The 26,394-nt window shown below is 50.9% G+C and carries 26 protein-coding genes; 20 read left to right on the forward strand and 6 right to left on the reverse strand.

The features are described from left to right. Positions 1–380 precede the first annotated feature (380 nt). Both nagA and QZV31_RS08930 read left to right on the forward strand, forming a co-directional pair. The gene (nagA, locus tag QZV31_RS08925; RefSeq protein WP_295359739.1) at positions 381–1,721 is read left to right on the forward strand and encodes an N-acetylglucosamine-6-phosphate deacetylase; all 1,341 of its coding nucleotides are present in this window, start codon (positions 381–383) and stop codon (positions 1,719–1,721) included. An 82-nt stretch (positions 1,722–1,803) separates the two neighbouring features. Continuing rightward, positions 1,804–3,285, forward strand: a complete 1,482-nt coding sequence (locus QZV31_RS08930) for a long-chain fatty acid--CoA ligase (protein WP_295359741.1) — start codon at positions 1,804–1,806, stop codon at positions 3,283–3,285. Positions 3,286–3,363: 78 nt separating this feature from the next. Here the strand turns inward: QZV31_RS08930 and QZV31_RS08935 are convergent, their stop codons facing one another. Genes QZV31_RS08935 through QZV31_RS08950 form a run of 4 tightly spaced genes read right to left on the reverse strand, consistent with a single transcriptional unit; the run spans position 3,364 to position 6,103 of the window. Next, positions 3,364–3,897 (reverse strand): 2-oxoacid:acceptor oxidoreductase family protein, encoded by a 534-nt coding sequence (locus tag QZV31_RS08935; protein WP_093729834.1) that lies wholly within the window; start codon positions 3,895–3,897, stop codon positions 3,364–3,366. Positions 3,898–3,899: 2 nt separating this feature from the next. Beyond that, on the reverse strand, positions 3,900–4,736 hold the full coding sequence (locus tag QZV31_RS08940; protein ID WP_366508707.1) for a thiamine pyrophosphate-dependent enzyme: 837 nt from the start codon (positions 4,734–4,736) through the stop codon (positions 3,900–3,902). 24 nt (positions 4,737–4,760) lie between these two features. Beyond that, positions 4,761–5,903 (reverse strand): 2-oxoacid:acceptor oxidoreductase subunit alpha, encoded by a 1,143-nt coding sequence (locus QZV31_RS08945; RefSeq protein ID WP_295359746.1) that lies wholly within the window; start codon positions 5,901–5,903, stop codon positions 4,761–4,763. A gap of 14 nt (positions 5,904–5,917) precedes the next feature. Next, positions 5,918–6,103, reverse strand: coding sequence for a 4Fe-4S binding protein (locus tag QZV31_RS08950; RefSeq protein WP_093729836.1), 186 nt, complete (start codon positions 6,101–6,103; stop codon positions 5,918–5,920). Positions 6,104–6,393: 290 nt separating this feature from the next. Here QZV31_RS08950 and QZV31_RS08955 point away from each other — a divergent pair, with 290 nt between their 5' ends. From QZV31_RS08955 to QZV31_RS09035, 17 genes are all read left to right on the forward strand, one after another. Continuing rightward, the gene (locus QZV31_RS08955; protein WP_295359747.1) at positions 6,394–7,086 is read left to right on the forward strand and encodes a TetR/AcrR family transcriptional regulator; all 693 of its coding nucleotides are present in this window, start codon (positions 6,394–6,396) and stop codon (positions 7,084–7,086) included. Positions 7,087–7,132: 46 nt separating this feature from the next. Next, positions 7,133–8,203 (forward strand): methionine ABC transporter ATP-binding protein, encoded by a 1,071-nt coding sequence (locus tag QZV31_RS08960; RefSeq protein WP_295359748.1) that lies wholly within the window; start codon positions 7,133–7,135, stop codon positions 8,201–8,203. Next, complete coding sequence (locus QZV31_RS08965; protein ID WP_295359750.1) at positions 8,193–8,855, forward strand: methionine ABC transporter permease; 663 nt, start codon at positions 8,193–8,195, stop codon at positions 8,853–8,855. Before QZV31_RS08960 ends, QZV31_RS08965 begins: the two co-directional genes overlap by 11 nt. Positions 8,856–9,133: 278 nt before the next feature. Beyond that, on the forward strand, positions 9,134–9,514 hold the full coding sequence (locus tag QZV31_RS08970; protein WP_176760406.1) for a YerC/YecD family TrpR-related protein: 381 nt from the start codon (positions 9,134–9,136) through the stop codon (positions 9,512–9,514). Beyond that, positions 9,507–10,679 carry an ATP phosphoribosyltransferase regulatory subunit gene (gene hisZ / locus QZV31_RS08975; RefSeq protein WP_295359753.1) on the forward strand — a complete coding sequence of 391 codons (1,173 nt, stop codon included), beginning with the start codon at positions 9,507–9,509 and terminating at the stop codon, positions 10,677–10,679. The genes QZV31_RS08970 and hisZ overlap by 8 nt, the downstream gene beginning before the upstream one ends. 64 nt (positions 10,680–10,743) lie before the next feature. Next, complete coding sequence (gene hisG, locus QZV31_RS08980; RefSeq protein WP_295359755.1) at positions 10,744–11,409, forward strand: ATP phosphoribosyltransferase; 666 nt, start codon at positions 10,744–10,746, stop codon at positions 11,407–11,409. Further along, entirely contained in the window at positions 11,406–12,758 is a 1,353-nt protein-coding gene (gene hisD / locus QZV31_RS08985; RefSeq protein WP_295359757.1) for a histidinol dehydrogenase, read from the forward strand. Before hisG ends, hisD begins: the two co-directional genes overlap by 4 nt. A 61-nt stretch (positions 12,759–12,819) precedes the next feature. After that, entirely contained in the window at positions 12,820–14,034 is a 1,215-nt protein-coding gene (locus tag QZV31_RS08990) for a histidinol-phosphate transaminase (RefSeq protein ID WP_295359758.1), read from the forward strand. Next, entirely contained in the window at positions 14,018–14,629 is a 612-nt protein-coding gene (gene hisB, locus QZV31_RS08995; RefSeq protein WP_295359760.1) for an imidazoleglycerol-phosphate dehydratase HisB, read from the forward strand. The genes QZV31_RS08990 and hisB overlap by 17 nt, the downstream gene beginning before the upstream one ends. Before the next feature lie 137 nt (positions 14,630–14,766). Then, positions 14,767–15,375, forward strand: a complete 609-nt coding sequence (hisH, locus tag QZV31_RS09000) for an imidazole glycerol phosphate synthase subunit HisH (RefSeq protein ID WP_295359762.1) — start codon at positions 14,767–14,769, stop codon at positions 15,373–15,375. A gap of 221 nt (positions 15,376–15,596) precedes the next feature. Next, positions 15,597–16,331, forward strand: a complete 735-nt coding sequence (gene hisA, locus QZV31_RS09005) for a 1-(5-phosphoribosyl)-5-[(5-phosphoribosylamino)methylideneamino]imidazole-4-carboxamide isomerase (protein ID WP_295359764.1) — start codon at positions 15,597–15,599, stop codon at positions 16,329–16,331. Positions 16,332–16,540: 209 nt separating this feature from the next. Continuing rightward, entirely contained in the window at positions 16,541–17,299 is a 759-nt protein-coding gene (hisF, locus tag QZV31_RS09010) for an imidazole glycerol phosphate synthase subunit HisF (protein WP_093729847.1), read from the forward strand. Beyond that, positions 17,299–17,973: a bifunctional phosphoribosyl-AMP cyclohydrolase/phosphoribosyl-ATP diphosphatase HisIE gene (gene hisIE, locus QZV31_RS09015; RefSeq protein WP_295359766.1), complete on the forward strand. Its 675-nt coding sequence runs from the start codon at positions 17,299–17,301 to the stop codon at positions 17,971–17,973. The genes hisF and hisIE overlap by 1 nt, the downstream gene beginning before the upstream one ends. A gap of 152 nt (positions 17,974–18,125) precedes the next feature. After that, positions 18,126–19,763 carry a putative manganese-dependent inorganic diphosphatase gene (locus QZV31_RS09020; protein WP_295359768.1) on the forward strand — a complete coding sequence of 546 codons (1,638 nt, stop codon included), beginning with the start codon at positions 18,126–18,128 and terminating at the stop codon, positions 19,761–19,763. Between the two features lie 8 nt (positions 19,764–19,771). Next, complete coding sequence (locus QZV31_RS09025) at positions 19,772–20,659, forward strand: ROK family protein (protein WP_295359770.1); 888 nt, start codon at positions 19,772–19,774, stop codon at positions 20,657–20,659. Positions 20,660–21,060: 401 nt separating this feature from the next. Continuing rightward, a complete protein-coding gene (locus QZV31_RS09030; protein WP_366508708.1) occupies positions 21,061–21,372 on the forward strand; it encodes a metal-sensing transcriptional repressor in 312 nt (103 codons plus the stop codon). A gap of 99 nt (positions 21,373–21,471) precedes the next feature. Further along, positions 21,472–24,222, forward strand: a complete 2,751-nt coding sequence (locus tag QZV31_RS09035) for a heavy metal translocating P-type ATPase (protein WP_295359772.1) — start codon at positions 21,472–21,474, stop codon at positions 24,220–24,222. A 249-nt stretch (positions 24,223–24,471) separates the two neighbouring features. Here the strand turns inward: QZV31_RS09035 and QZV31_RS09040 are convergent, their stop codons facing one another. Further along, positions 24,472–25,686, reverse strand: coding sequence for a diaminopropionate ammonia-lyase (locus tag QZV31_RS09040; protein ID WP_295359773.1), 1,215 nt, complete (start codon positions 25,684–25,686; stop codon positions 24,472–24,474). Positions 25,687–25,765: 79 nt separating this feature from the next. Then, entirely contained in the window at positions 25,766–26,197 is a 432-nt protein-coding gene (locus QZV31_RS09045; protein ID WP_295359775.1) for a DUF805 domain-containing protein, read from the reverse strand. 53 nt (positions 26,198–26,250) lie between these two features. Here QZV31_RS09045 and QZV31_RS09050 point away from each other — a divergent pair, with 53 nt between their 5' ends. Further along, positions 26,251–26,394: a hypothetical protein gene (locus QZV31_RS09050; RefSeq protein WP_295359777.1), complete on the forward strand. Its 144-nt coding sequence runs from the start codon at positions 26,251–26,253 to the stop codon at positions 26,392–26,394.

Here is a 26,394-nt window from a genome sequence, read left to right on the forward strand (position 1 = left end):
TGTTATGTTTTGTGTGGTAACTTAATTTTAACAGTAAAGATACCAACATGGATTTTTATTTTCAATTTTTACTGTGCAACTTCATTTTACAATGAACCAATCTTTAATTTTTAGTTGTAAATGGAAAATTAGTCAGTTTACATTGCCGCAGGTAACGTAGTAAGTGAATCGTATTGAATTCCTCTGCGTGGGGATCGTCGCTCTTGCATTTTGACAAAGGAGTTGCTTTAACAGGCTGCATTATTTATGATATAATAAATTATCAGAGCATTATAATAACGTGTTAATGACGCGATGGTTTATGGTCAGGGATTTGCTAAAAAATTGTAAATCCATACAATCTGTATTTTCAAATTTTTGGGATGTTGGAGCGTAACAGCATGCATGCAATTCGTAACGGGCGTATTGTGTTGAACGACAAAATTTTAGACGGCTGCGCCCTGTTGTTTGATCGGAAAATTATAGGAATTGTTTCACGTGAAACGTTGGATTCTGCATGGGAAAAAGGAAAATGCTGGCAGGGTAAGCCGCTGACGCTGACAGATGCGCGGGGCGCCTATGTTTCGCCGGGCTTTATCAATCTGCATATCCATGGCTGTGCCGGGGCGGACACGATGGATGCAACGGAAGATACGCTGGCAGTCATGAGCCGTTTTCTGGTGCAGACCGGTGTTACGGCTTTTTTACCTACGACCATGACCTGTGCAAAAGCTGATGTATATAAGGCGTTGCAGCGTATCCGGGAAACGATGACGGTGATTACACGCCGCCGGGATGAGAAGCATGAGCCTGCGCAAACAGAACAAAAACCGACAATCGAAGCGGTCAATACTTCGGACACGCCTTCGTCAGAGCATTTCCCAGCGGTGACGGGCATTTCCGCAAAAACCGAAGAGGAAAACCATTGCCTGCTGCCGGGGGCTAAAGTGTTGGGCGCCTATCTGGAAGGACCTTTCATCAGCAGGCAATATAAGGGCGCGCAGAAAGAAGAGTTTATTACGCAGGCGGACTTTGCTTTTATCAAAGATTTTGCCGATGTAATCAAGGTTGTGGTACTGGCGCCGGAAACGCTGAAAGATGCTCTTACTCGCGGGGAGTTTATCGAACAGTGCAGGACGCATCATATGATCGTTTCCTTAGGGCACAGCGCGGCGGAGTATGATACGGCGCTGCAGGCAATTCGGGAAGGTGCCTCCCATGTTACGCATTTGTGCAATGCCATGACAGGTCTGCATCACCGGAATCCCGGCCTGTTGGGCGCTGCGTTGGACAGTCCGGCGATGTGCGAGCTGATTGCCGATGATCTGCATGTGCATCCGGCAGTGCAGCGGCTTATTTACCGCATGAAAGGCGCGGCCGGAATTGAACTGATTACCGATTCCATGCGTGCCTGCGGTTTGCCGGACGGCATTTCTGAACTGGGCGGGCAGACGGTATATGTAAAAGACGGGGCTGCCAGGCTGGCGGACGGCACGATAGCGGGCAGCGTGGTAACACTGAACCGTGCCATGGCGAATTTCCGGAATAATACCGGCGCGACGGTTCCGGAGGTGGTTCGCATGGTGACGGAGAATCAGGCTCAGGAGTTGGGACTGTTTGAAAAAATCGGCAGCCTGAGTCCCGGCGCGGCGGCGGATATTACCCTGTTTAACGAAAATTTCACAGTTTTGTGCACGTATGTAGACGGTCGCGAGGTTTACAAGAACCCGGCTTTTCGGTAAAATAAAAGAGACGCGAATTAATCAGCATTTCCTAAAGAAAGCGAGATCCAAACCGTATCCAAAACAGAGAAGCGAGGTACCTATGTTATTAAACGATATCATTCAAAAACACCCGGCGGATAAAACCGCATTCATTTTTAAGGATCAGTATACAACGTATGGCGAATTTCGTAAAAAGGTAGAAGACTGGGCGCTGTTTTTACAGTCCCAGGGCGTAAAAAGAGGCGACAGGGTCGGCCTGTTAAGCAAAAATTCAACGGACTTTGTAGCAGCATATTTTGCTGTAGTAAAGGCGGGGGGCATTGTAGTGCCCTTTAACTTCCAGCTCATTGCGCCGGAAATTTCCTATATTGTGAAAGATACGGAAATGAAAATACTCCTGACGAAAAAACCGGTGGATTTGGATCAGGCTTTGCGCGATTTAGGCTGGGAACAGGAACTGAAGCAGTTTACCTTTGAGGAGATGGTGCCGCCGGAGGGAGCGGAGTTTATCGATTATGCCCTGGAAGAACAGGATCCGGCTGCAATCATTTATACATCCGGAACCACGGGTCGTCCCAAGGGAGCCATGCTGAGCCAGGGAAACATTGTGCATAACACACAGGACTTCATGGCGATTACGAAAATGCAGGAGGATGATATTGCACTGTGTGTGCTGCCTATGTATCACTGCTTCGGTTGGATCTGCACAGTGTGTGCCAACCTGTATATCGGCGCGACCCAGGTGGTGCAGGAGACCTACCAGTTTGGCGACGCCATGAGCCTGATAAAAAAGTATCATGTGAACACGATGTGCGGCGTGCCCACCATGTTCCAGCTGTTTGTAAAGGGCGCAACAGCTGAAGAACTGGCTCATTTCCGTTTCTTTATCAGCGGCGGCGCACCGCTGTCCCGCGTATTATATGATGCCTTTGCAAAAAAATTCGGGCAGCATGTGCAGGAAGGGTACGGTCTTTCGGAAGCAACACCGGTTACGACCTTCAACCGTATTGACAAGACCAAACAGGGATCCATCGGCCTGCCGATTCCTCATGTGGAAGTAAAACTGATGGATACGGATTCCCAGGAAGTGCCTGTCGGTGAAGTAGGGGAAGTGTGCGTGAAGGGGCCTAATGTAATGCTGGGCTACTGGAACCGGCCGAAAGAAACGGCGTGGACCCTGCGGGACGGATGGCTTCACACGGAAGATTTAGCCTATCGTGATGAAGAAGGCTGGATCTTTATCGTTGACCGCCTGAAGGACATGATTATCAGCAGTGGTGAAAACGTGTATCCCCGTGAGGTGGAAGAAGTGCTGATGGCGCATCCGGATATTAAGGAAGCCGCTGTAATCGGGATTCCGGACAAACTGCGTGGGCAGGCAATCTGCGCTTATATTGTGCCGGAAGACGGAGGCACGACGGATAAGCGTATGATCCGCAAATATCTGCTTTCCCGGATTGCGGCGTACAAGGTTCCCAAGGAATTCATTTTCTGCAATCAGCTGCCCCGGAACAATACCGGCAAGATTATGAAAAATGTATTACGGGAACAGTCACTGGATGATCTGATCAACCGAAAATAATTGAGTTGTAATTTTTAAAGATACAACAAAAACGGTCACCCTGTTTTTCAACAGGATGACCGTTCTTTTAATTACGTTTTACCGTTTGGTGATCAGTTCCTTGCCTGCCTGCAAGGCTTTTTTATTCGCTTCTTCCGTTCCTTTGGGGACCCGGTTCAGGACAGCTTTTTCCAGCGCTTCTTCGGATACGCAGTGGGTTAACGCCACAACAGCCCCTAACGCTACGATGTTGGCGAATAAGGATTTGCCACAGGCGCCGATGGCCGTGTGGGTAATGGGCAGGTCGATACGTTCTTTATAGGTGCCCGGTACTTCCGTTACAAACAGGGAATCTGTGATAACGATACTGTCTTTGCCACAGTCCTTGGTGTACTTGTTCGCCGCTTCCTGGCTCATGGCCAGCAATACATCCGGGCAGGTAACCCGGCCAAAATAAATCTTGTCGTCGGAGATGATGGCTTCTGCTTTGGAAGAACCGCCCCGGGCTTCCGGTCCGTAGGACTGGGACTGGATGGCTTCTTTACCGTCAAGGATCGCTGCTTCCGCTAAGATGATACCGGCTGTGATCAGGCCCTGGCCGCCGGTTCCGGAAAATCTAAAATTATGTTTCATGATTATTTCCCTCCCTGTGCGCGCCGGATGACTTCATCATAGGCTTCGGTATATTCCTGTACGTCGTTGGTTTCAAACAGTACGCCGATGGGGAACTTGCCTGCTGCGATGGCTTCGGCTTTTTTCTCTTCGTCCATCTTGTCCCAGGCTGCTTTCATTACGCCGTGGTCCCGCTGCCATTCCATCATTTTGGCCGGTGTACCCGCTTTGTTCTGACGTCCGAAGTTGATGGGGCAGGCCGATACGCATTCGATGATGGAGAAGCCTTTGTGGGCGATACCTTTGGCAATCACGTCGACCATCAGAGGAACATGGAAGGTGGTAGCCCGTGCGCAGAAGGTAGCGCCGGCTGCTTTTGCCAGATCCAGCAGATTGAAAGAAGGCTCGATGGTCAGATACGGAGCCGTAGTCGCTTTGGATCCTTTGGGGGTCATGGGCGAATACTGACCGCCGGTCATGCCATAGATGCTGTTGTTATATACTACCAATGTTAAATCAATGTTGCGGCGTGCCGCATGAATCAGGTGGTTACCGCCGATGGCCGTGCAGTCGCCGTCGCCGCTGGCTACGATAACCTTCAATGCCGGGTTCGCCATCTTCAGGCCGCTGGCGATGGGCAGGGCCCGTCCGTGTAAGGTGTTGGCCGTATTAAAATCCAGATACCCGGAAGAGCGGCTGGAGCAGCCGATACCGGAAATTAAAGCGACTTCGTCTTTGGATAAGCCCTGCTTATCCACTGCTTTTACGATAGCGCCCGTGATGACGCCGTTGCCGCAGCCGGGGCACCAGATGTGGGGCAGGCGGCCCGGGCGAAAATATTTTTCAACTAATTGTTCCATTCCCATGGTCTTATCTCCTTTCCCTTACCGGCCCATGGCCTTTTTGATTTCCGCCAGCAGTTCCTGCGGTGTTGCGGATTCGTTGTCGTACTTGCCGTACAGGGTGACAGGGCATTTGCCTGCTACGACCCGTTCTACTTCCAGCACATACTGGCCGTAGTTCAGCTCATGCACTAAAATGCCTTTCACTTTACCTGCCAGCTCTTTCACTTCTTTTTCCGGGAAAGGCCAGATGGTGATGGGACGGAAGAAACCGACTTTCAGTCCTTCAGCCCGGGCCATGTCTACCGCTTCGTAAGCGGTACGGGCCGCGCCGCCGAAGGAAAGTACGACGAACTCCGCGTCGTCCATCTTATAATTTTCAAATGTAACGATATCTGCCAGGCTATTATAAATTTTATCATGCAGGCGGTTCAGGGCGTTGACCGTACCGGCAGGCGTGCCTTTCGGGAACCCGGTCTCATCGTGGATCAGGCCGGTGACATGCCAGCGGTAACCGCTGCCGTAATCTGCCATGGCAGGAACCAGATTGTCTTCCGTGGTACCGTAAGCCAGATACTCTTCCGGTTTGCAGGTGGGACGTACTCGGTCCACGGTTTCTACCGTGCTGTAGTCATCCGGCAGCTCAATTTTTTCCCGCATATGGCCGATGACTTCGTCCATTAAAATGATGACGGGCACCCGGTATTTTTCCGCCAGGTTAACCGCGCGGATGGTGAGCCAGAAGCATTCCGGCACGCTGGAGGGAGATACCACGATGACCCAGTGGTCGCCGTGGGTACCCCAGCGGGTCATCATTACTTCGCCCTGGGCGGGGCTGGTGGGCTGACCGGTAGCCGGGCCTACCCGCTGTACGTCTACGAGGACTACAGGGATTTCCGCCGTGCAGGCCAGACCTAACATTTCCTGTTTCAGGGAGAAGCCGGGGCCGCTGGTGGCGGTCATGGCTTTTTTGCCGCCCATGGAGGCGCCGATGGCTGCGCCTAACCCGGCGATTTCATCTTCTGTCTGCATAAATTTGCCGCCGACCTGGGGCAGGCGGGCTGCTAACTGTTCGGCAATTTCCGTAGAAGGGGTGATGGGATAGCCGCCGTAAAATTTAACGCCGGCCGCGATGGCGCCTTCTACTACTGCCTGGTTGCCTTGCAACAGTAATACTCTGGACATAACATCTCACTCCTTTACTTTTCCACAAAAATTGCGTAGTCGGGGCAGCGCATCTCGCACTGTCCGCACTGGATACAGTCCTTTTCTTTGTCCTTAATGATGGCGCACTTGCCTACTTCCGTAACTTCCAATACCTTTTTGGGACAGAAGTTTACGCAGATGCCGCAGCCTTTACAACGTTTTGTAACCAGTTTCAGCATTCGAAAACCCTCCTCTGAATTTGATTCCTCATTAAAATTTAGTAATATATGTTACAGTATTTTCCAAGTCAATTCATTATACCCTATCTTTTACCTTATTTAAAGCAGAAAATAATTTTTTAACAAATAAATTGACAACATTTTGCATTTTTTGTCAAAAGTCGTTATAATATAAAAATCATTATAATAAATTGTAAAGAAGGGGCAAAACGAAAGAGCAGGATTCCCGGCGTTATAAAATGGCCGGAAGGGCTTTTTCTGCAGATTCAATCTGTCCGGAGATTAATGGCATGAACAGGAAAGAAAAAGAAATCGAAACCAAAAGGCGGCTGATGGAAGCAACGGAAGCGGTGTTTTCCCGCAGAGGCTTTGCCCAGGCCACCGTGGATGAGATTATCGCGCTGGCAGATACCGGCAAAGGAACCTTGTATAAATACTTTGGAAATAAGGATAATGTGTTCTACACGCTGGTTTCCCATAAGCACAGTGAACTGATGGAACGGATGTGGTCTGTGGCCGATGACACGGAGAAAAGTGTAGAGGAACGGATGGCTGACATTCTGGCGGTCTGGATAGAATTTCTGCGGAAAAACACGGTGCTCTGGCAGGTACTGTGTTTTGAGATGACCTGTACAAACCGGGGCTTTTCCGGCGTGGAAGATGAAAACGGGGAAGTCCGACTGGTGAGCCGCTGGGGCAAGTTACCGCCGCCGGAGGAACAGGAAGGAATATTGCGGTATCACCGGCTGCTGGCAGAAGAGAATAAACCCATCCTGAAAGTTTATGAGGAAGGGATACGGCAGAACCTTTTCTGTGAAATGGCGCAACACAAAGATATTGCAGTACATATGTTCCTTGCGGTGGCCATGATTGTGTTTTTTCATTCTTCCGGTGACATAGAAAAAATCTCGGCCCGGGATTTTGCTGCCAACTTTGTGAAAACGCGCCTGTATGGTCTTATCAGGCATAATAATGAATTGTAATCCTTACAATTTACGGTAAGTGTTGTGAAGAGAGAAGGAAGTATCCATGATAAAGTTAGTGGACGTAGAGAAAACCTACTTCAGTAAAGCCGGCGATATTGCGGCCCTGAAGAAAACGAATATTGAGGTAAAAGAGGGGGAAATATTCGGTATTATCGGTTTGTCCGGTGCAGGAAAATCCACGCTGATCCGTTGCATCAACATGCTGGAGGTGCCTACGGGAGGGCAGGTGTTTGTGGACGGACAGGAGCTGACTGCCATGAATGAGGGCCAGCTGCGGAAAGCGCGCCAGAATATCGGCATGATCTTCCAGCATTTTAATTTGCTGGCTTCCCGCACCGTATTTGACAATATTGCGTTCCCGCTGGAAATTCAGGGGATGCCGAAAGAAAAAATCGCAGAACGTGTAAGGGAATTGCTGGAGCTGGTTCAGCTGACCGACCGTGCGGATTATTATCCCAGCCAGCTTTCCGGCGGACAGAAACAGCGTGTCGGCATTGCCCGGGCGCTGGCTTCCAACCCGAAAGTGCTGCTGTCGGACGAGGCCACGTCCGCGCTGGATCCCCAGACGACCAAATCAATTCTGCAGCTGCTGCGGGATATCAACAAACGCCTGAACCTGACGATTGTAATGATCACCCATCAGATGGAAGTGGTGAAAGAAATCTGCGACCGGGTGGCGGTTATCGAAAACGGCGTCATCATTGAGGAAGGCAGTATGTATAAAGTGTTCACGGAACCGCAGGAAGAAACGACGAAAGAATTTGTAAAGACCGTGAACGATATAAAAATACCGCCTATGGTCGATACGGAGTCCATGAAACAAACGTATTTCCCGGGAGCCCGGCTGCTGGTGAACCTGACGTTTCTGGACAGCGGTGAAAGCGGGGAAGGAAAAGAAAAGTCTGCCGGAGCGGACCAACCGATGGTTTCTGCTCTGATTAAGAAATTCGGGGTCGATGTGAACATTATTTCCGGTAAAGTCGATTACCTGAAAGATACTCCTTACGGAACCTTGCTGGTGGAAATCATGGGTGACGAAAAGGGTATCGCGGATTCTGTACAGTACGCTAAAGAAGCGGGCGTAAAACTGGAGGTGATCGGCTATGTCGGCTAATTTGATAGAGTTATTGGTAAAGTCCCTGGGGGAAACCTGCTACATGGTTCTGATCGCCATTGTCCTGGCAACGCTGATCGGCCTGCCGCTGGGCGTAATCCTGACGGTGACCCGGAAGGATCACATCATGCCCAATGCCCTGGTGCATAATGTACTGGGGGCAATCGTCAACGCGACCCGCTCTACACCGTTTATCATCCTGATGGTTGCGATTATCCCGTTTACCCGCATGATCGTGGGTTCTTCCATCGGGACTACGGCGGCCATCGTTCCGCTGACCATTACGGCGGCGCCGTTTATCGCCCGGGTCATTGAATCGTCCCTGCTGGAAGTGGACCGGGGCGTGATAGAGGCAGCCCAGTCTATGGGCGCCAGTCCGGTACAGATTATCGGGAAGGTGATGCTGCCGGAATCGCTGCATTCCATTGTTCTCGGCATTACCCTTGCCCTGATTGCGCTAATTGGCGCGTCCGCCATGGCCGGCGCTCTTGGCGGCGGCGGTCTGGGTGACCTTGCAATCCGTTACGGTTACCAGCGGTTTCAGATGGACGTGATGATTGCTACGGTAATCGTCCTGATTATCATGGTGCAGGGAGTACAGACCATCGGCAATATGCTGAGCCGTAAACTGAATAAGAATAAATTATCCTAAGCAGTTTCAGGTAAGCTGTGTTTAAAGTAGTTCCTTATTTCCGGCGTCCGGGTTTGAACGGGCGCCGGTTTTATGTATTTTAATGAAAGTTTAAGGATATATATTGACTTTCACACAATAAAGTAGTAAATTGATAAATAACGAATTTTATTTATGATTTTTACCAAAAGACAAATAATTGTAACACGAGATTGCAGATTAGAGTATTGCTGTGAAGTAAAATGGGGACTGTAGAAAAGGACAGAAGACAGTTTCCGGTAGCAAGGAGGAGTTTAATAATGGCAGAAAAAATTGAGAATCATTTGACAGAACAATTATGTGAGGCGCTTGCATGCCTGAAACAGAAACAACAGGTTGCCAATTTTCTGGAAGATGTCTGCACGATCAGCGAATACAAGGCGCTGGCGCAGAGGTTTGAGGTCGCAAGGCTTTTGGATGAAGGCATAAAATATGAAGAGATTGTAGAACGTACGGGAGCCAGCACAGCAACGATCTCCCGGGTGAAACGCTGTCTTGTGTACGGCAAGGACGGTTACGAAGTTGCATTGGAACATCTGCAGAAAAAACACCATATAACCCGCTCGCCCAAGGCAGTACTCAGAGCAAAATATGAAAAGGAAAGAGCCCAAAGAAAGAGAGCGGTACAGGAAAATGACTGAAACAATCTTACAGGTGCCGTATGGAACACGGGATGTGCTTCCGGGAGAGGCAGCGGCACGCCGTCAGATGGAGGATAAGATCTGCAGTCTGTTTGCCCTCTGGGGGTATGACGAAGTAGCCACACCGACCTTCGAGTATCTGGATACTTTTGCAGGTATGGGGCAGCCTGGCGCCGGCGCGTTTAAGTTTTTTGACCGCAAGGATAACATTTTAATGCTCCGCACGGATATGACGACACCGATTGCCCGCATGGTGGCCACGCGGATGCGCAAAGATGAAAGCGTGAAGCGGTTGTCGTACCGGGCTCAGTTATTCCGTTACGAAGAGGCCCAGGCCGGCCGTCAGTGTGAATTTACTCAGTGCGGTATCGAAATGATGGGGGCCGCCGGGGCGGCTGCCGATGCGGAAGTCATTGCGCTGGCCGTGTCGACCCTCATGGAAGCGGGCCTGAAAGATTTTAATATTACCCTGGGTCACATGGAGTTTATCAACGGGTTGATTGAAGCGGCAACGCTGACGGAAGAACAGGCAAAGGATATCAAGCATTGCCTGATCAGACGCAACGCGGCCGGACTGGAAAATGTCGTGGAAGCAGCGAAAATTCCAGAACAGTTGGCCCTTATTTTTAAAGAATTGCTGTTCCTGCATGGCGGTATTGCGTTGCTGGAAGATATGCAGAAGCGGGTGCTGAGCCGGCGTTGCTGGAATGCGCTGGAGAACCTGCGGGAAATCTATGAACTGGCCAAAGCCTATGGCGTGGAACGGTATCTGAGCTTTGACCTGGGCCTGACCCGCAGTCTGGATTACTATACGGGTATGCTGTTTGAAGGGTATGCTGCCGGAATGGGGTACTCCCTGATTGGCGGCGGGCGTTATGACAATATGATGCAGCGATTCGGGAAGCCCTGCCCCGCAACCGGTTTTGCCCTGGGCATTGACCGTATAGCCCTGACGCTGGAACGGCAGGGAAAACAGTTTGTGAAACAGCCGGAAACCCTGTTTGTTGCCTATGGGGAGGGAAAAACCGCAGAAGGCATCCGTGCAGCCTGTGCTCTCCGTAAAGATGGCAAACGGGTGAAACTGGCTGACCGTGCTATGACGGAAACGGAAATGCAGCAGGCCGTACAGGAAAATCATTACAGTACATGGAAATACATCGGATAATATCATCGTTGTGTTTTCTGTTACATGAAGTGCGGCGAAACAGGACCGAAATGGAGATTTGACCATGGAAGAATATATAACCATAGCGCTGCCCAAGGGCAAGCTGTTCAAACGCAGCCTGGATCTGCTGGGTAAAGTGGGGTACGGCGCGGAAGGCGTTTCGGAAAATTCCCGAAAGCTTGTGATCGCGAATGAGGAAACAAAGGTACGTTTTATCATCACCAAGACGGTGGATCTTCCGACCTATGTGGAGTACGGCGCTGCGGATATTGGCATTATCGGCAAGGATGTTCTGCTGGAAGAGCAGAAGGACGTATACGAACTGCTGGATCTGGGCTTTGGAAAATGCCGTCTGATGATGGCGGTGCCGGAAGCGAAGAAACGGCCGGAATTGAAAGATTACGCGCATTTGCGCGTGGCAACAAAATATCCCCGCTGTGCCCGGGAATATTTTGATAAGCTGGGCATCCAGATGGAAATCGTTAAGCTGAACGGTTCCATCGAACTGGGCCCGCTGATTGGGTTGTCGGAGCTGATCGTGGATATTGTTGAGACAGGGACTACCATCAAAGAAAACAAGCTGATAGAAGTGGACAGCATCTTTATTTCCACCGCACGGCTGATCGCCAATCCGGTCAGTTTCAAACTGAAATTTGAACGGCTGCACAAACTGGTCGTGGATTTACGTGCCGTACTGGCAGCGGAAAAAGGAGACAAGAAAGCAAAATGAATATAATCGACGCAAGAAAAATGAACGCAGAGGAAATTGCTGCGCTGCTGAAAAAGAAAGCCTTTGACGAAACGGAGCTGTCACCGGGCGTACAGGCTGCCTGCGATCAGATGTGGGGCGAGCACCTGACGGCTGCGCAGATCGTAGACCGCATTGTAGACTACGTGCGCAGGGTTGGGGACGAAGCGTTGCTGTATTTCACCAACACCATCGATCGTGCGGACCTGACTGCCGAAACGCTGCGTGTAACGGAGAGGGAATTTGACGAAGCCCGCACACTGGTAGACCCAAAGGTCGTTGATTCCATGACCCGGGCGATTATGAACGTTAAAAAATTCCATGAGGAGCAGATGCCCAAATCCTGGATCACCAACCGGGCTCACGGCAGCATTTTGGGACAGAAGATCACGCCCCTGGACAGTGTGGGTATTTATGTGCCCGGCGGTACGGCGGCCTATCCTTCCAGCGTGATTATGAACGCCGTTCCGGCCAAAGTGGCCGGCGTGTCCCGAATTGTGATGGCAGCGCCTCCCGGTAAGGACGGAAAGCTGAATCCTTATGTGCTGGTAACGGCAGAAAAAATCGGGATTACCGAAATTTATAAAATGGGCGGTGCTCAGGCTATTGCAGCGCTGGCTTTTGGTACGGCAACGGTTCCAAAGGTGAATAAGATCACCGGCCCCGGCAATATTTTTGTGACGCTGGCAAAGAAAGCGGTATATGGGCATGTGGATATTGATATGCTGGCCGGACCCAGCGAGATTTTGATCGTGGCGGACGATTCTGCCAACCCGGTCTATCTGGCGGCTGACCTGTTAAGCCAGGCAGAGCACGATCCGCTGGCCAGCGCAATTTTGATTACTGACAGCGAGCGTATTGCCAAAGCGGTGGCGGCGGAAGTGGATGTGCAGTTGAAAGAACTGCCCCGGGAAGAAATCGCGGCGGCGTCACTCAGGACCATGGGCAAGATCATTCTGGCAAATAACATGGAAACCGTGGTAGCAATGGCCAACCTCAGCGCGCCGGAGCATCTGGAAGTTATGACCAAAGCGCCTTTCCAGCTGATGCCTCTGCTGCATAACTGCGGCGCTATGTTCCTGGGAACGGATTCTCCCGAGCCCCTGGGCGACTATTTCGCCGGTCCCAACCATGTATTGCCCACTGGCGGTACGGCTAAATTCTACAGCGTGCTGAACGTGGAAACCTTTATGAAAAAGACCAGTATCATCGCTTATACCAATAAGGCGCTGCTGGAAGCTGCGGACGATATTATCGCTATGGCGGAAGCGGAAGGCCTGCGGGCTCATGCCAACGCAATCCGGAAGCGTCAGGAAAACAATAATCATTAAATCTGTGTGTATAAGCTGCTGACAGCTGATATCATTTTTAATTACACAAGAGGTGAGCAACGTGTCTGAAATTGCGATTCGTTCCAGCCTGGCCGGGCTGGAGGAATATGAAGTTGAAACGATAGAAGCGAAAATAATCGTAAACGCCAATGAGTCGAATTATCCGGTTCCGGCTTCCATACAGCAGGAAATTGAAGAAAAAACGAAAAGCTTTTTGTTTAACCGGTATCCGCCTATAAAATGCGAGACCCTGTGCAGCCTGATTGCAGAAACACTGGGTGTCGATATTGACAAAGTACGCGTCGGAAACGGTTCCAGTGAACTTTTGCAGATGGCCTGCTATGCCTTTGGCGGGGCAGGGAAGAAGATTGCGGTACCTTATCCTTCTTTTTCCATGTACGGCGTTTACGCCCAGATGTCAGACAGCGAAGTGTTGCGGTATCCTCTGAACGTGGAAGGATTTCTGGACGCGGAAGCAGTGATTGCGTTTTGCAAGGAAAATCAGCCGGATCTGCTGATCCTCAACAATCCCAACAATCCTACCGGAAATTATAATCCATTGTCTGTGATCGAACAGATTATTGCCAACGTGGAGTGTCCGATTATCGTAGACGAAGCGTATATGGAATTCGCCAGAGGGGAAGGGGTGGATCCCCGGGATCTGCGGCCGTTGAGCCAGTTGAAACTGGTGGCGGGTTCCGCGCTGGCACTGTTGAATAAATACCATAACTTTTTGGTTTTCCGGACCTTTTCCAAAGCCTACAGCCTGGCCGGTATGCGGGTAGGCTATTCCGTAGGCAGCATTTCCCTGAGCCGAATCTTGGGAAAAACGCTGCTGCCTTATCATGTGAACGCCTATTCCCTGATGGCAGCAGAAATCTGCTACCGGCATAAAGAAGATTTCCGGGAACAGATTGAAGAAATCCGTTCCCAGCGGGCGCTGATGATTGCGGAACTGAAAGAATTGGGCATGAAAGTCTGGCCCACGGAAACCAATTTTATCTGCTACAGTCCGGAAGGAAAAATTCAGGCTGTGCTGGCAGAGGCGTACGAAAAAAAATACGGTTACAGTAATTACAGCGCGGCGACGAAGGCCGGCAAAATGATTTTTAAGGCTATGCTTGCGGAAAAAATCCTGTTGCGGGATTTTTCTGAGCACCCGGTGTTGCAGGGCTGTATCCGTCAGACCATCGGGCTGCCGGAAGAAAATACTATAGTGATGAACAAAATCAAGAATCTTTGCAGGGAGTGTTTGGGAAATGAGCAAATCAACTGAAACAAAGAAGGCGCGCCGTGCTGAGATAGAAAGAAAAACGGCGGAGACGCAGATTTCCATAAAACTGAACCTGGATGGCGAAGGGACATGCGATATTGCAACGGGAATCGGCTTTCTGGATCATATGCTGACCCTGCTGGCCAAACACAGCTTTATGGATTTGACTGTAAAAGCAAAAGGCGATCTGGAAGTGGACAGCCATCACACCGTGGAAGATATCGGGATTGTACTGGGCGAAGCGCTGCGGGAGGCGCTGGGTGACAAAGCCGGGATTCACCGCTATGGTAACTGTTTTATTCCTATGGATGAAACCCTGGCTCAGGCGTGCCTGGATTTTTCCGGTCGCCCGTTTTTAGTCTTCGGCGCAGAGATTCCTAAAATCCGGTTGGAAAATTACGATACGGAAATGACAGAAGAATTTTTCCGCGCCGTAGCCATGCACTGCGGGCTGACGCTGCATATCCGGGTACTGTACGGCAGCAACGTGCATCATATCATTGAAGCAATCTTTAAGGCATTTGCCCGTGCCGTGGCGGAAGCGACGGCCGTGGATCCGCGGGTGAAAGGCGTTATGAGCAGTAAGGGCGTGCTATAAAAGCAGTTTAGGAGTTCTATAAACAGAAAAGGCATTCTTTCGGGAAAGATTGTTTCCTAAAGCAACTTTCGACAGAAACGTGAATGCATCTGCTAAAGTAACAGTATGTTCCTGAATACGTTTTGGAGATAGTAACGATGGGTAATCGGAATGTCGTAATTGTTGATTATGGTCTGGGGAACTTGCACAGTGTCAATAAGGCAGTTGCGCTGGTAGGAGGTAATCCTGTTATTACCGGAGATAAAGAAATCATTGCAGCGGCGGAAAAGCTGATCCTGCCGGGTGTAGGTGCATTTGGCGACTGCATGGCGAATCTGGAAAAAGCCGGCGTAATCCCGGTCATCAAAGAATATATTGCTGCTGACAAACCATTTCTGGGCATCTGTCTCGGAATGCAGGTATTGTTTGAAGAAAGCGAAGAAGCGCCGGGCGTTAAAGGATTGGGTGTATTTCCGGGCAAGGTTGTGCTGATTCCTACGTCTTTGAAGATTCCCCACATGGGCTGGAACCAGCTGAACCTGAAGACCGCTTCCCCGTTACTGACGGGCAGTGAAGGGCAGTATGTGTATTTTGTGCACAGTTATTGCTGCCGGCCGGAAGACCGGGCGCTGATTACTTCCGTCTGCGACTACGGAACGGAAATTGTGGCCAGCGTTGGCAGAGGTAATATTTCCGGCGTACAGTTTCATCCGGAAAAATCCAGTGAAGTGGGGCTTTCCATGCTGAAACGGTTTGTGAACTTGTAATTTGCAGGTAAGGAAAAGATACGAGCAAAACATCGGGAACGATTGCGTTATTTCATGAGATGAAAAGAGCCGTTGTGGCGAGACTGTTTGAGAGGCGAAGCCTCGAGTTTCGAAGCCACCGGCGAATGAATCCATGAAATAGCAATCGTACACGGTTTTGCGAAATCTTTTCCTTACCAGAAAATAGTGATGTACATTTATTAACAGAAAGAAGAGACGCTATGATTATTTTTCCCGCCATTGACTTGCGGAATGGAAAAGCAGTGCGCCTGGTGGAAGGCGATTTTAAACAGGAAACGGTGTATGCGGAGGACCCGGCCGCCGTGGCGGAACAATTTCGGGACGCAGGGGCGGAGTTTCTCCACGTGGTTGATTTGGACGGCGCTTTGGCCGGGGAGAGCCGAAACCTGGAAGTGATTCGGCGCATTTTGGCCAAGGCCGGTAACATGAAAGTGGAAGTAGGCGGAGGAATCCGCGATTTGCACGCGGTATCCCGCATGCTGGACCTGGGCGTGACCCGGGTCATTTTAGGCAGTCTGGCTGCACGGAATCCGGCGGAAACACGGGAAATCTGCAAATATTTTCCCGGTCAGGCGGTAGCGGGCATTGATGCAAAAAACGGTGAAGTGGCCGTGGAAGGCTGGGGCGTTTCCGGCGGTATGAATTATCTGGAACTGGGAAAACGGATGGCGGAAATCGGCATTCAGCATATTATTTTTACGGATATCAGCCGGGACGGAAAGCTGCAGGGCGTGAATGTGGAAGCTACGGCGGAACTGGCTAAAGCCAGCGGCGTGAAAGTCGTTGCCAGCGGCGGCGTGGCTTCGCTTGAAGATGTTAAAAAGGTTATGGCCCGGGAGAAGGACGGCATTGAAGGCGTGATAATCGGAAAAGCGCTGTATGCCGGCAAAGTGAATTTAAAAGAAGCGCTGGCTGTGGCAAAGGGCAAAGCCTGAAACAAGTTGGAAAAGCCCTGGGTCATACATTACTCTCTATTTCGCCGACGTTAGCAGGCAGCGAAAAGTGATATTGCAATCTTTTTACAATGCTTCAGAATAGCAAGCAGCAGCCGGAGAGGGTTGCTAATTCTGAAATAACTGCGAAATCATGCTGCAGCGCATGGTTTCGTAACACATAGTTTGCTATAATAGTAAAGGGGAACGACATGCTGACCAAACGAATCATTCCCTGCCTGGATGTGAAAGAAGGGCGGGTCGTAAAAGGCACGAATTTTGTGGGTCTGCGGGACGCAGGCGACCCGGTGGAGCTGGCTTCCGTCTATGACAGGGAAGGCGCGGATGAGCTGGTGTTTCTGGACATTACTGCCAGCGTGGAAAAACGCAAATCCATGCTGGATGTCATCAACCGGACGGCAGGCAAGGCCTTTATGCCACTGACGGTGGGCGGCGGTATCAGTACAGTGGAAGACATCCGCAATTGTCTGAATGCGGGAGCGGACAAAACTTCACTGAACACGGCCGCGGTAAAAAATCCGGACTTAATCGCCCGGGGCGCGGAACTGTTCGGCAGTCAGTGTATTGTGTTGGCAGTGGACGCCAAACGCTGCGGCACGGACCGTTGGGAAATTTATGTGAACGGCGGCAGGACGCCTACGGGAATCGATTGCCTGGAATGGGTGAAGAAAGCGGTGAACCTGGGGGCCGGTGAAATCCTGCTGACCAGCATGGACGCGGACGGTACCAAAAACGGTTATGATATTCCCCTGACGAGAGCGGTGGCGGAAGCGGTGAACGTGCCTGTTATTGCCAGCGGCGGCGCCGGTACGTTGGAACATTTTTATGATGTGCTTGCGCTGGGAAAAGCAGACGCGGTGCTGGCGGCTTCCGTATTCCATTACAAAACGTTTACAATCCGGCAGGTAAAGCAGTACCTGCGGGATAAAGGAGTAGAGGTGAGACTGTAATGAAAATTGATTTTTCCAATCTGAAATTTGATGACAAGGGATTGATCCCTGCCATCGTGCAGGATGTGTACAGTGATGAAGTGCTGATGCTGGCCTATATGAACGGCGAGAGTCTGGCGAAGACGGTGGAAACCGGCTATACCTGGTTCTGGAGCCGCAGCCGTCAGGAATTGTGGAACAAGGGCGCTACCAGCGGCCATATGCAAAAAGTGGAATCCATCACCTATGATTGCGACGGGGATGCGCTGCTGGTGAAGGTAGACCAGACTGGCGCGGCCTGTCATACGGGACATCGCTCCTGTTTCTTCAATCCCCTGTGGAATGAAGGGGAAGGCAAGAATTTGCCTGTTCCGGAACCGGACAATGAAAGCATCTACGGCGTACTGGCCGAACTGTACCGGGTCATCCTGTACAAACGGGAACACGGCGGCGAAAAGAGTTATACCAGGTACCTGTTCATGAAAGGGCAGGACAAGATTTTAAAGAAAGTGGGCGAAGAGTCGGCGGAGACTATCATCGCTTCCAAGAACAACAGCCGCCAGGAAGTAATTTACGAAATGAGCGACCTGTGGTATCACTGCATGGTATTGCTGGCGTACCACGGCATTACTCCGGCAGAACTGCTGCATGAATTGTCCGGCAGAAGGTCAAAGGAAAACAACAGTAAATATTAAGATTTAACCCAACAGCTAAAATATGCCCGGTGAAAAGAGGGCTGCATCCGACAAATTTTATAAGCAGAAACGTCTGCATCTTAAGGTGCAGACGTTTTTTTATGGTATAATAATATATTAAATTAAGTGTTAGCAATGTTAGGGAGGCATTTATGGATAAACCTGTTCTTATTATCGGCCACCAGCATCCGGATACAGACTCGGTCTGCTCGGCTATTGCCTATGCCTATCTGAAAAAGCAGCAGGGCTGGAATGCGGAACCGGCCCGGGCGGGCAAGCTGAATCCGGAAACGGAGTTTGTGCTGGATTATTTTAAGATTCCGGCGCCCCGGCTGATTAATTATTTCTATCCTTCCCTGGAAGATATCAGGCTTCTGCAGGCGCCGGCCGTGGGCATGCAGGCTACGCTGCGGGAAGCAGGCAAGCTGTTTGTGGAAAATCCCCGGCTGAAGTCCGTGCCTGTGTTGGACACAGAGGGCAATGTGGCCGGCATCATCACTGTGGGCGATTTGGCCAAACGTTATTACGAAGAGGAATCCATCAAGGAACTGGAGGATGGTTCCGTCAGCTATGCCAATATTGTCAGCACGCTGGAAGGCAGGCTGCTTTGCGGGGATATCGGGAAAACCTTTTCCGGCAAGATCAAGCTGGGCGCGTCTCAGGCGGCGACTATTCTGGCGGATGTGGCGCCCGGGGATATGATCATCCTGGGGGACCGGGAAGATGTGCAGAAGGAACTGTTGGGAATCGGCGGCGTCTGTCTGGTGTTGACCAGGAATACCGATGTTTCGGAGGAAATTATCCGGCTGGCGGAAGCAAAGGATGACGTGATTCTCGTTACGCCCTTTGACAGTTACCGAACGGCGCGGCTGATCAACCAGAGCATTCCTGCGAAGCTGATTATGACGTCCCCGGTGGTCTGCTTCAATGAAACGGACCTGTTGGCGGATGTAAAGGAAAAAATCCTTTCGGCCAAATATGTAACCTATCCTGTGCTGCGAAAGGGAAAATATATCGGAATCATCGATCGGGGCATGATGCTGGAGCCGGAACGGCAGCAGGTCATCCTGGTAGATCACAACGAGCGGAGCCAGGCGGTGGAAGGCATTGAAGAAACGCAGATCCTGGAGATCATTGACCATCACCGTCTGGGTGGCCTTACTACCGGCGCGCCGATTTACATCCGGCAGGAACCGGTAGGTTCCACGGCTACGATCATCGCCAACATGATGTGGAACCATGACATAGGCATGCCGCCTAATATTGCGGGCATTCTGTTTGCCGCTATGGTTTCGGATACGTTGTATTTCCGTTCCCCTACTACGACGGAGGCGGACCGGGCCGCGGCCAAACGGCTGGCAGTACAGGCGGGCATTGAAGACCCGGAAGATTTTGCTATGCGGCTGCTGCGGGCAGGGAGTGTGCTGAACACCATGGCCCCGGCAGATATTATCCGCAACGACTTCAAGGAATTTGATTTCGGGGATGTTCGGGTCACGGTGAGCCAGATCAATATTATGGACCGGAAGCTGGCCATGGAAAAACTGCCGGAACTGCAAAAGGCTCTGGACGAATTCAGAAAACGTGAAAACTATGATATGTCGCTGCTGATGGTGACGGACGTGCTGGGCGAAGCTACGGACCTTCTGGAGGCGGGCTGCCGGGACAGTGTGCTGGACCTGGCTTTTGGCGACCGGGACGCTGCGGGGTACTATCATCTGCCGGGCGTGCTGAGCCGGAAAAAGCAGGTAATCCCGCCACTGACGGAAGCTTTTAAGAAGATGGACTGAGGATAAACATGAAACATTACATGTGTTTTGATATTGGCGGAACTTCCGTGAAATTTGGCGTTGCCGGAGAAGATGGCGCGCTGTTGCAAAAAAACGAAATTCCCAATGTAATTACCCGAAAAGGTGTGGATGGTCTGGTGGAAAGTCTGGCTTCCGTCACGGAACGATACCGGCAGGAATACAATTTGCGTGGGATTGCGGTTTCCACAGCAGGTGTGGTCGATCCGGAAAAAGGTTTGATTCTATACGCACCGAAGTATTTTCCGGGTTATCCGGGTACGGTATTGGGAGAACGGCTGGAAAAACGTTGCGATCTTCCCTGTACGGTAGAGAACGATGTAAACGCCGCAGCGCTGGGGGAATATTGGCTTGGCGCCGGACAAGGGGTGAAATCGCTGTTCTGTATTACTGTCGGAACCGGAATTGGTGGCTGTGCCCTGCTGGACGGAAGGGTAATCCATGGCGCGGCCTGCTTTGGCGGGGAAGCGGGGCTGCAACATATTACGCCGGATAGCACCTGGGAAGAGATGGCGTCCACCCGGGCGCTGATCCGTAACGTAGCAGCGGCAAAAGGAATTCCGGAAACTGCGTTGGATGGCAGAAAAATTTTTGCCCTGGCACAGGGCGGAGACGAAGAAGCTGCGGCTGCCATTGCCAGACAGATGGATGACCTTGCGACTGGCATCGCCAATATTTGTTATATTCTAAATCCGGAACGGATCATCGTAGGCGGCGGCATTGCCGCACAGGAAGCATATCTGTATCCGTTGTTGGATACAGCGTTGCGGGAAAAACTGTTCCCGTTGGTGTATGAAAAACTGACGCTGCGGTTTGCCGCGTTGCAAAATGATGCCGGCATGCTGGGCGCTCTTTACAACTTACTGCAGAGGCAGTAAAGAGCCTTCTTGTATTGATAGGTTTTGCAGTATATTCCGAAAAAATGAAATCTGTAAAATTATGGTTATCTGCCATCGGTTATGGTCAACCGCTTATTGCAGATAACCATAATTATAAAAGTCATAAGAATTTTCTCTTGACAAATATACCCCTATGGGGTATATTATTTTTGTCAGGACAAATACCCCATGGGGGTATAGGAGAAGGATTCTGATAAGCAGTGGCAGGACTCTCACCGGCCGCTGTCGGAATGACGGAACTGCAGGCGGGGAGAAGGCCTGCAGTTCTTCCCCCTTTTTGTGTGAATGAAGAAGGTTTGAAAATGGCAAAAGAAGAAATGATGGCAAAAGAGGAGAAGTTTTGTTGTGCTGCAACTGCAAACTCCGATGCAGGAAAGACAATGTCCGGGTCTTCCTGCTGTGACTGTGTGAAACACAAGCACCGGGATGTAAACAGCAAAGAATACAAGAGTATGATCCGCCGCCTGAAGCTGATTGAAGGCCAGGTCCGGGGTATTGAAAAGATGGTGGAAGAGGACCGTTACTGTATCGACATTCTCATTCAGGTCAGCGCGATTCAGAGTGCACTGAATGCTTTCAACAAAGAATTGTTAGCCCAGCATATCCACGGCTGTGTGGTGGATGATATCCGTCACGGAAAGGATGAAGTAGTGGATGAGCTGGTGGCAGCAGTGCAGAAGCTGATGAAGTAAGAAGAATCTGCAGGCAGGTGTTTGTCTGCATAAAGGGAAACAGAGTTACGTAACAAAAAATGCGATTACAGCCGAACCGTTGTAAGCAGGAAGGTAATTATGAAGAAAGAAAAATATATCGTTACGGGTATGACCTGCAGCGCCTGCTCCAGCCGTGTGGAAAAAGCGGTGAGCAAGCTGGAGGGAATTGAAAAAGCCAGCGTGAACCTGCTGACCAATTCCATGCAGGTGGAATATGACGAAACGAAATTAAACGAAGAGAAGATTGTTCAGGCTGTAGTGGACGCAGGCTACGGCGCCGAACGGGTGGCAACGGGCCGCAGCGGTAAAACGAAGAATGATTCAATCGTCGGCGCGGCAGCAGGCAAAGGCGACGGGACGGCAAGTAATGGTATTATTGCGCCCGGCAGCGGCCAAGCAGTCGATTCTTCTACAAAAGCTAAAAAACCGGAAGAAAATCCGGCGGTGAAAGCAGCGAGGGAAGCTATTGCGGAAATGCATCACCGGCTTATGTGGTCGCTGGTATTTTTAATTCCGGTGCTGATTCTTTCCATGACGCCTATGTTTGCAAAATTTTTCGGTTTTGCGGTTCCGGATATTTTGCAGAATTATTTTTACGGAACCAATAATGCACTCTGGCTGGCTTTTACGGAATTTATCCTGGTACTGCCTATTCTGATTATCAATAAAAAGTTTTTTATCAGCGGATTTAAGAGTCTGGCCATGGGCGGTCCCAACATGGATACGCTGGTGGCGGTAGGGTCCGGCGCCGCGCTGGTTTACGGAATTTTTGCCATCTACCGTATCGGCTGGGGCCTGGGTCATGGTGATTCGGCGCTGGTGGATCTGTACCGCATGAATCTGTATTTTGAATCGGCTGGTATGATCGTCACCCTGATTACCTTCGGCAAATGGCTGGAAGCCCGGTCCAAAGGACGGACATCCAGCGCCATTGAAAAACTGATGGACCTGGCGCCGAAACAGGCTGCGGTCATCCGGAACGGCGCGGAAGTTGTCATTCCGGCGGAAGAGCTGACGGAAGGCGATGAAATCGTGGTGCGCCCCGGCGAAAGCATTCCGGCAGACGGGGTGATCATCAGTGGCACTACCAGCGTGGACGAAGCGGCTATTACCGGGGAGAGCATCCCGGTAGAAAAACAGCCGGGAGATACAGTCATCAGCGCCACCATCAATAAAACCGGGTTTATTCATTTTACGGCCCAACGGGTGGGGGAAGACAGCACGATCAGTCAGATTATCCGGCTGGTGGACGAAGCCAGCAGCAGCAAGGCCCCCATTGCCCGCATGGCGGATAAAATAGCCGGTGTATTTGTACCGGTGGTCATGCTCATTGCACTGGCAACCTGCATTTTCTGGCTGCTTTGGGGCGAACGTTTTGAATTCGCTTTCAGCTGTGCCATCAGTGTACTGGTCATCAGCTGCCCCTGCGCGCTGGGTCTGGCTACGCCGGTGGCGATTATGGTGGGAACCGGAAAAGGCGCGGAGAACGGGATTCTGATCAAATCCGGGGAAGCGTTGGAAACAGCGCATAACCTGGATATGGTAGTGCTGGATAAGACGGGTACCATTACGGAAGGAAAGCCCCGGGTCACCGATGTGATTTTGCTTTGCGGTTCCGCCGATGAAACGAATCCGGATTTTGCGGCACTGCTTACCGTGGCGGCCGGACTGGAGCATGGAAGCAGTCATCCCCTGGCAGGCGCGGTGATGGAATATACGGCGGAAAAGCAGATTGCTATCCCGAAGATGGATAATTTTGTTACACTTTTCGGCAAAGGTGTCCAGGCGGAACAAAACGGAAGCACGTTTTACGCAGGCAATGTGACGCTGATGGAAGAGGCGGGCATTGATTTTGCGGCGGTATCCGGCGAACTGGACAAGCTGGCAGATGCAGGCAAGACCCCGTTGCTGTTTGCAAAAGATAAAGAACTGCTGGGCATCATTGCCGTGGCGGACAGGGAGAAGGAAACCAGCCGGCAGGCCATCGCGGAATTTAAAAAACTGGGCATCAATGTGGTAATGCTGACTGGTGACAACCAGCGGACGGCGGCAGCGATTCAGAAACGGATGGACATTCCCCAGGTCATTGCCGGTGTGCTGCCGGAAGGAAAAGAAAAAGTCATTGCCGGTCTGCAGGCAGAAGGCCATAGGGTGGCAATGATTGGGGACGGTATCAACGACGCGCCGGCGCTGGCACGGGCGGATGTGGGAATCGCTATCGGCGCCGGTACGGACGTGGCCATTGAAAGCGCAGATATCGTTCTGATGAAAAGCGACTTGCTGGATGCGGTGGATGCGGTTCGCCTCAGTAAAGATGTTATCAAAAAAATAAAAGAAGGTCTATTCTGGGCCTTCTTCTACAATGTGGTCTGTATTCCGGTGGCAGCGGGCGCGCTGATGCACTGGGGCATCCATCTTAATCCTATGTTCGGAGCTGCGGCCATGAGCCTGAGTTCCGTTTCGGTGGTAACTAACGCATTGCGGCTGAAAGGATTTAAGCCGACTGTGGCGGTGAAGAGCAAAGCAGCAACGGAAGCGGGAATTGTGCAGTTGAAAAGTTTGGGTATGGTACCGGTGAATGCCGGTAAAGATAATAAAAATATAAGTATTACAGGAGGTTCAACTATGGAAAAAGTATTAAAAGTGGAAGGAATGACCTGCGCACATTGCCAGAAACACGTGACTAACGCGCTGGCGAAACTGGACGGCGTAACTGCGGTAGATGTTAGTTTGGAAGCGAAAACCGCTACGGTGAAGGCTGACCGTGACATTCCGGTAGCTGAATTTGAAAAGGCGATTACTGACGCAGGATATGAGCTGGTGAAGTAATAGTTGCTTTTAGGGAAAAGGCTTTGCGAAAACGTTGCCGTTTGCTGTTTGGCCGGTTTATTCACCTGTGGCTGCGTAAGTCGGGGCTGCGTCCCTCAGACAGTCTCGCCGCAACGGCGAATTCATCTCATGAAATAACGCAAATGCTCCCGATGTTTTGCTTCAGCCTTTTTTCTGACAAACTATTATTGCTGTTCCCAAATAAAAAACCTGATGCGCAAACATCAGGTTTTTTAATATCCAAAATCATTAACTCGATTTTACATGAGGGTTCCCGTACACGATTCTTTGATAGCCTTCCGGATCGGTATCGCCTTCGGTATTAACAAGCAGGACTACCGAATCCGCATTGATACGGAACAGGTTACGGAGAGTTTTATCTTGCAGAATCCGGTTGACCAGACCGTAGGTTACAGCCCCGGATTCTCCGGCTAGAACCGCTTTGTCGCTGCCAATGGGGTTTGCATAGGCGCGCATACCTTCTTCGGTGATGATATCGTCACAGGCACAGAAGAAAGTTGTTTTGTCCCGGATAGCGGGCCAGGTAATCCGGCAGGGCGTACCGCAGTTCAGCCCGGCCATAATGGTGACAGGGTTTCCGTCGATAGAATGACAACGGCCATCCCCACATTTTGCAGAAAGATAAATGCAGGCAGCTTCCGTTGGTTCCACAATGGTCATGACGGGCGGCTTGTCGCGATAACAGGACAACAGAAATTCCAATACACCGCCGGCCATGGCGCCAACACCGGCCTGCAGAAAAACATGGGTTGGAATCATGTTTCCCAACTGTTCTGCGGCTTCTGCCGCCAGGGTCAGGTAGCCGTCGATAATCCATTCCGGATACTGTTCGTAACCGTCCCAGGCGGTATCCTGAATCAGTATCCAGTCATTTTTACGCGCCAGGTTCCAGGAATGCTCCACCGCCTGGTCATAATTATATTCTGTAATTTCCGCAGTGGCATTGCCCGCTTCTTCGATAGCAACGCGGCGCGCTTCCACAGAACCTTTCGGCATAAATACAGTGGCGCTGCAGCCGAACAGCTTTGCAGCCCAGGAAACACCCTTGCCGTGATTACCGTCTGTGGCCGTGACAAAATGGATTTTGGCACATTGCTTTCGGACTTCGTCTTTCTGGAAGTAACGGTAATCCACAGTTTTGTAGTCCAGGCCCAGCTTTTCGCAGAGGATACGGAACATGGCATAACTGCCGCCGAGACCTTTAAAAGCGTTAAGGCCGAAACGATGCGATTCGTCCTTGCAGTATATGCCTTTAATTCCAAAGGCAGAGGCCTGTTCCTGTAACGCAGCCAAAGGGGCAGGCGCATACCCGGGCAGACTTTTATGAAAACGAATCACGTCTGCTGCCACGGTTTTATCAAACGACGGGTATCGTTTTGCCTTATTTGCCGGAAATGGTTTTTCGTTTTGCAGGATGCGGAAATCTTTGAACCAGTATTCCATTTGAATTCCTTTAGCGTGATTCCTACATGACATAATCCGATGTAAAACAGTTTTTTATACTGATGTTAATAACAATCAGTCAGTCTTGCACTTCCAAAGGATCGGGACCGAACTGGTTGGGCCCGTCCGTTCCCTTGAAGAACAGGAGATAAACTGCAAGAGCCATGTTTACCAGCGGAATGATACAGCCGATGCACCACCAGGTAGGGCGGTCCAAATCGTGCAGGCGACGGATTACAAGCATAAAACCGGGGATAATAGCGGCTATGGAAATGACACTTACCAGCATGGTGATTGCTCTGATTTTCAAAAAGGTTGCAATTAACCCGACTGCTGTGGACAGAATCATAACCGCAGCCCAAAGGGCGAGAGAGCGTAAGATATAACGCTTGCGATTCAACCGGTTGTCATAACGAAGGAACATGGACTGGAGGTCAGCGTCCGGTTCATATCTCGGACCGGCCCCGCCCCGGGCGAATTCTCCCGGCCGGTTGTAATTGGCTTGCGGCATGTCTTGTGCGGGATACTGCTCCGGGTAGGGCTGTACAGGTCTGTTACCCGGCCGTGAATAATTATCAGACATTGGTTGCTGCGCAGGACGAGGCTGTTGCTGCGGTGGAACGAAAGACTCCTGCGGTCTTTCGGGAGCTGGTTGAGGACGGAAAGCTCCGACTGTTGCAGCAGATGCGGCGCCGGTGGCAGGATTAA

The organism is uncultured Succiniclasticum sp., assembly GCF_902793885.1.
GTDB lineage: Bacteria > Bacillota > Negativicutes > Acidaminococcales > Acidaminococcaceae > Succiniclasticum.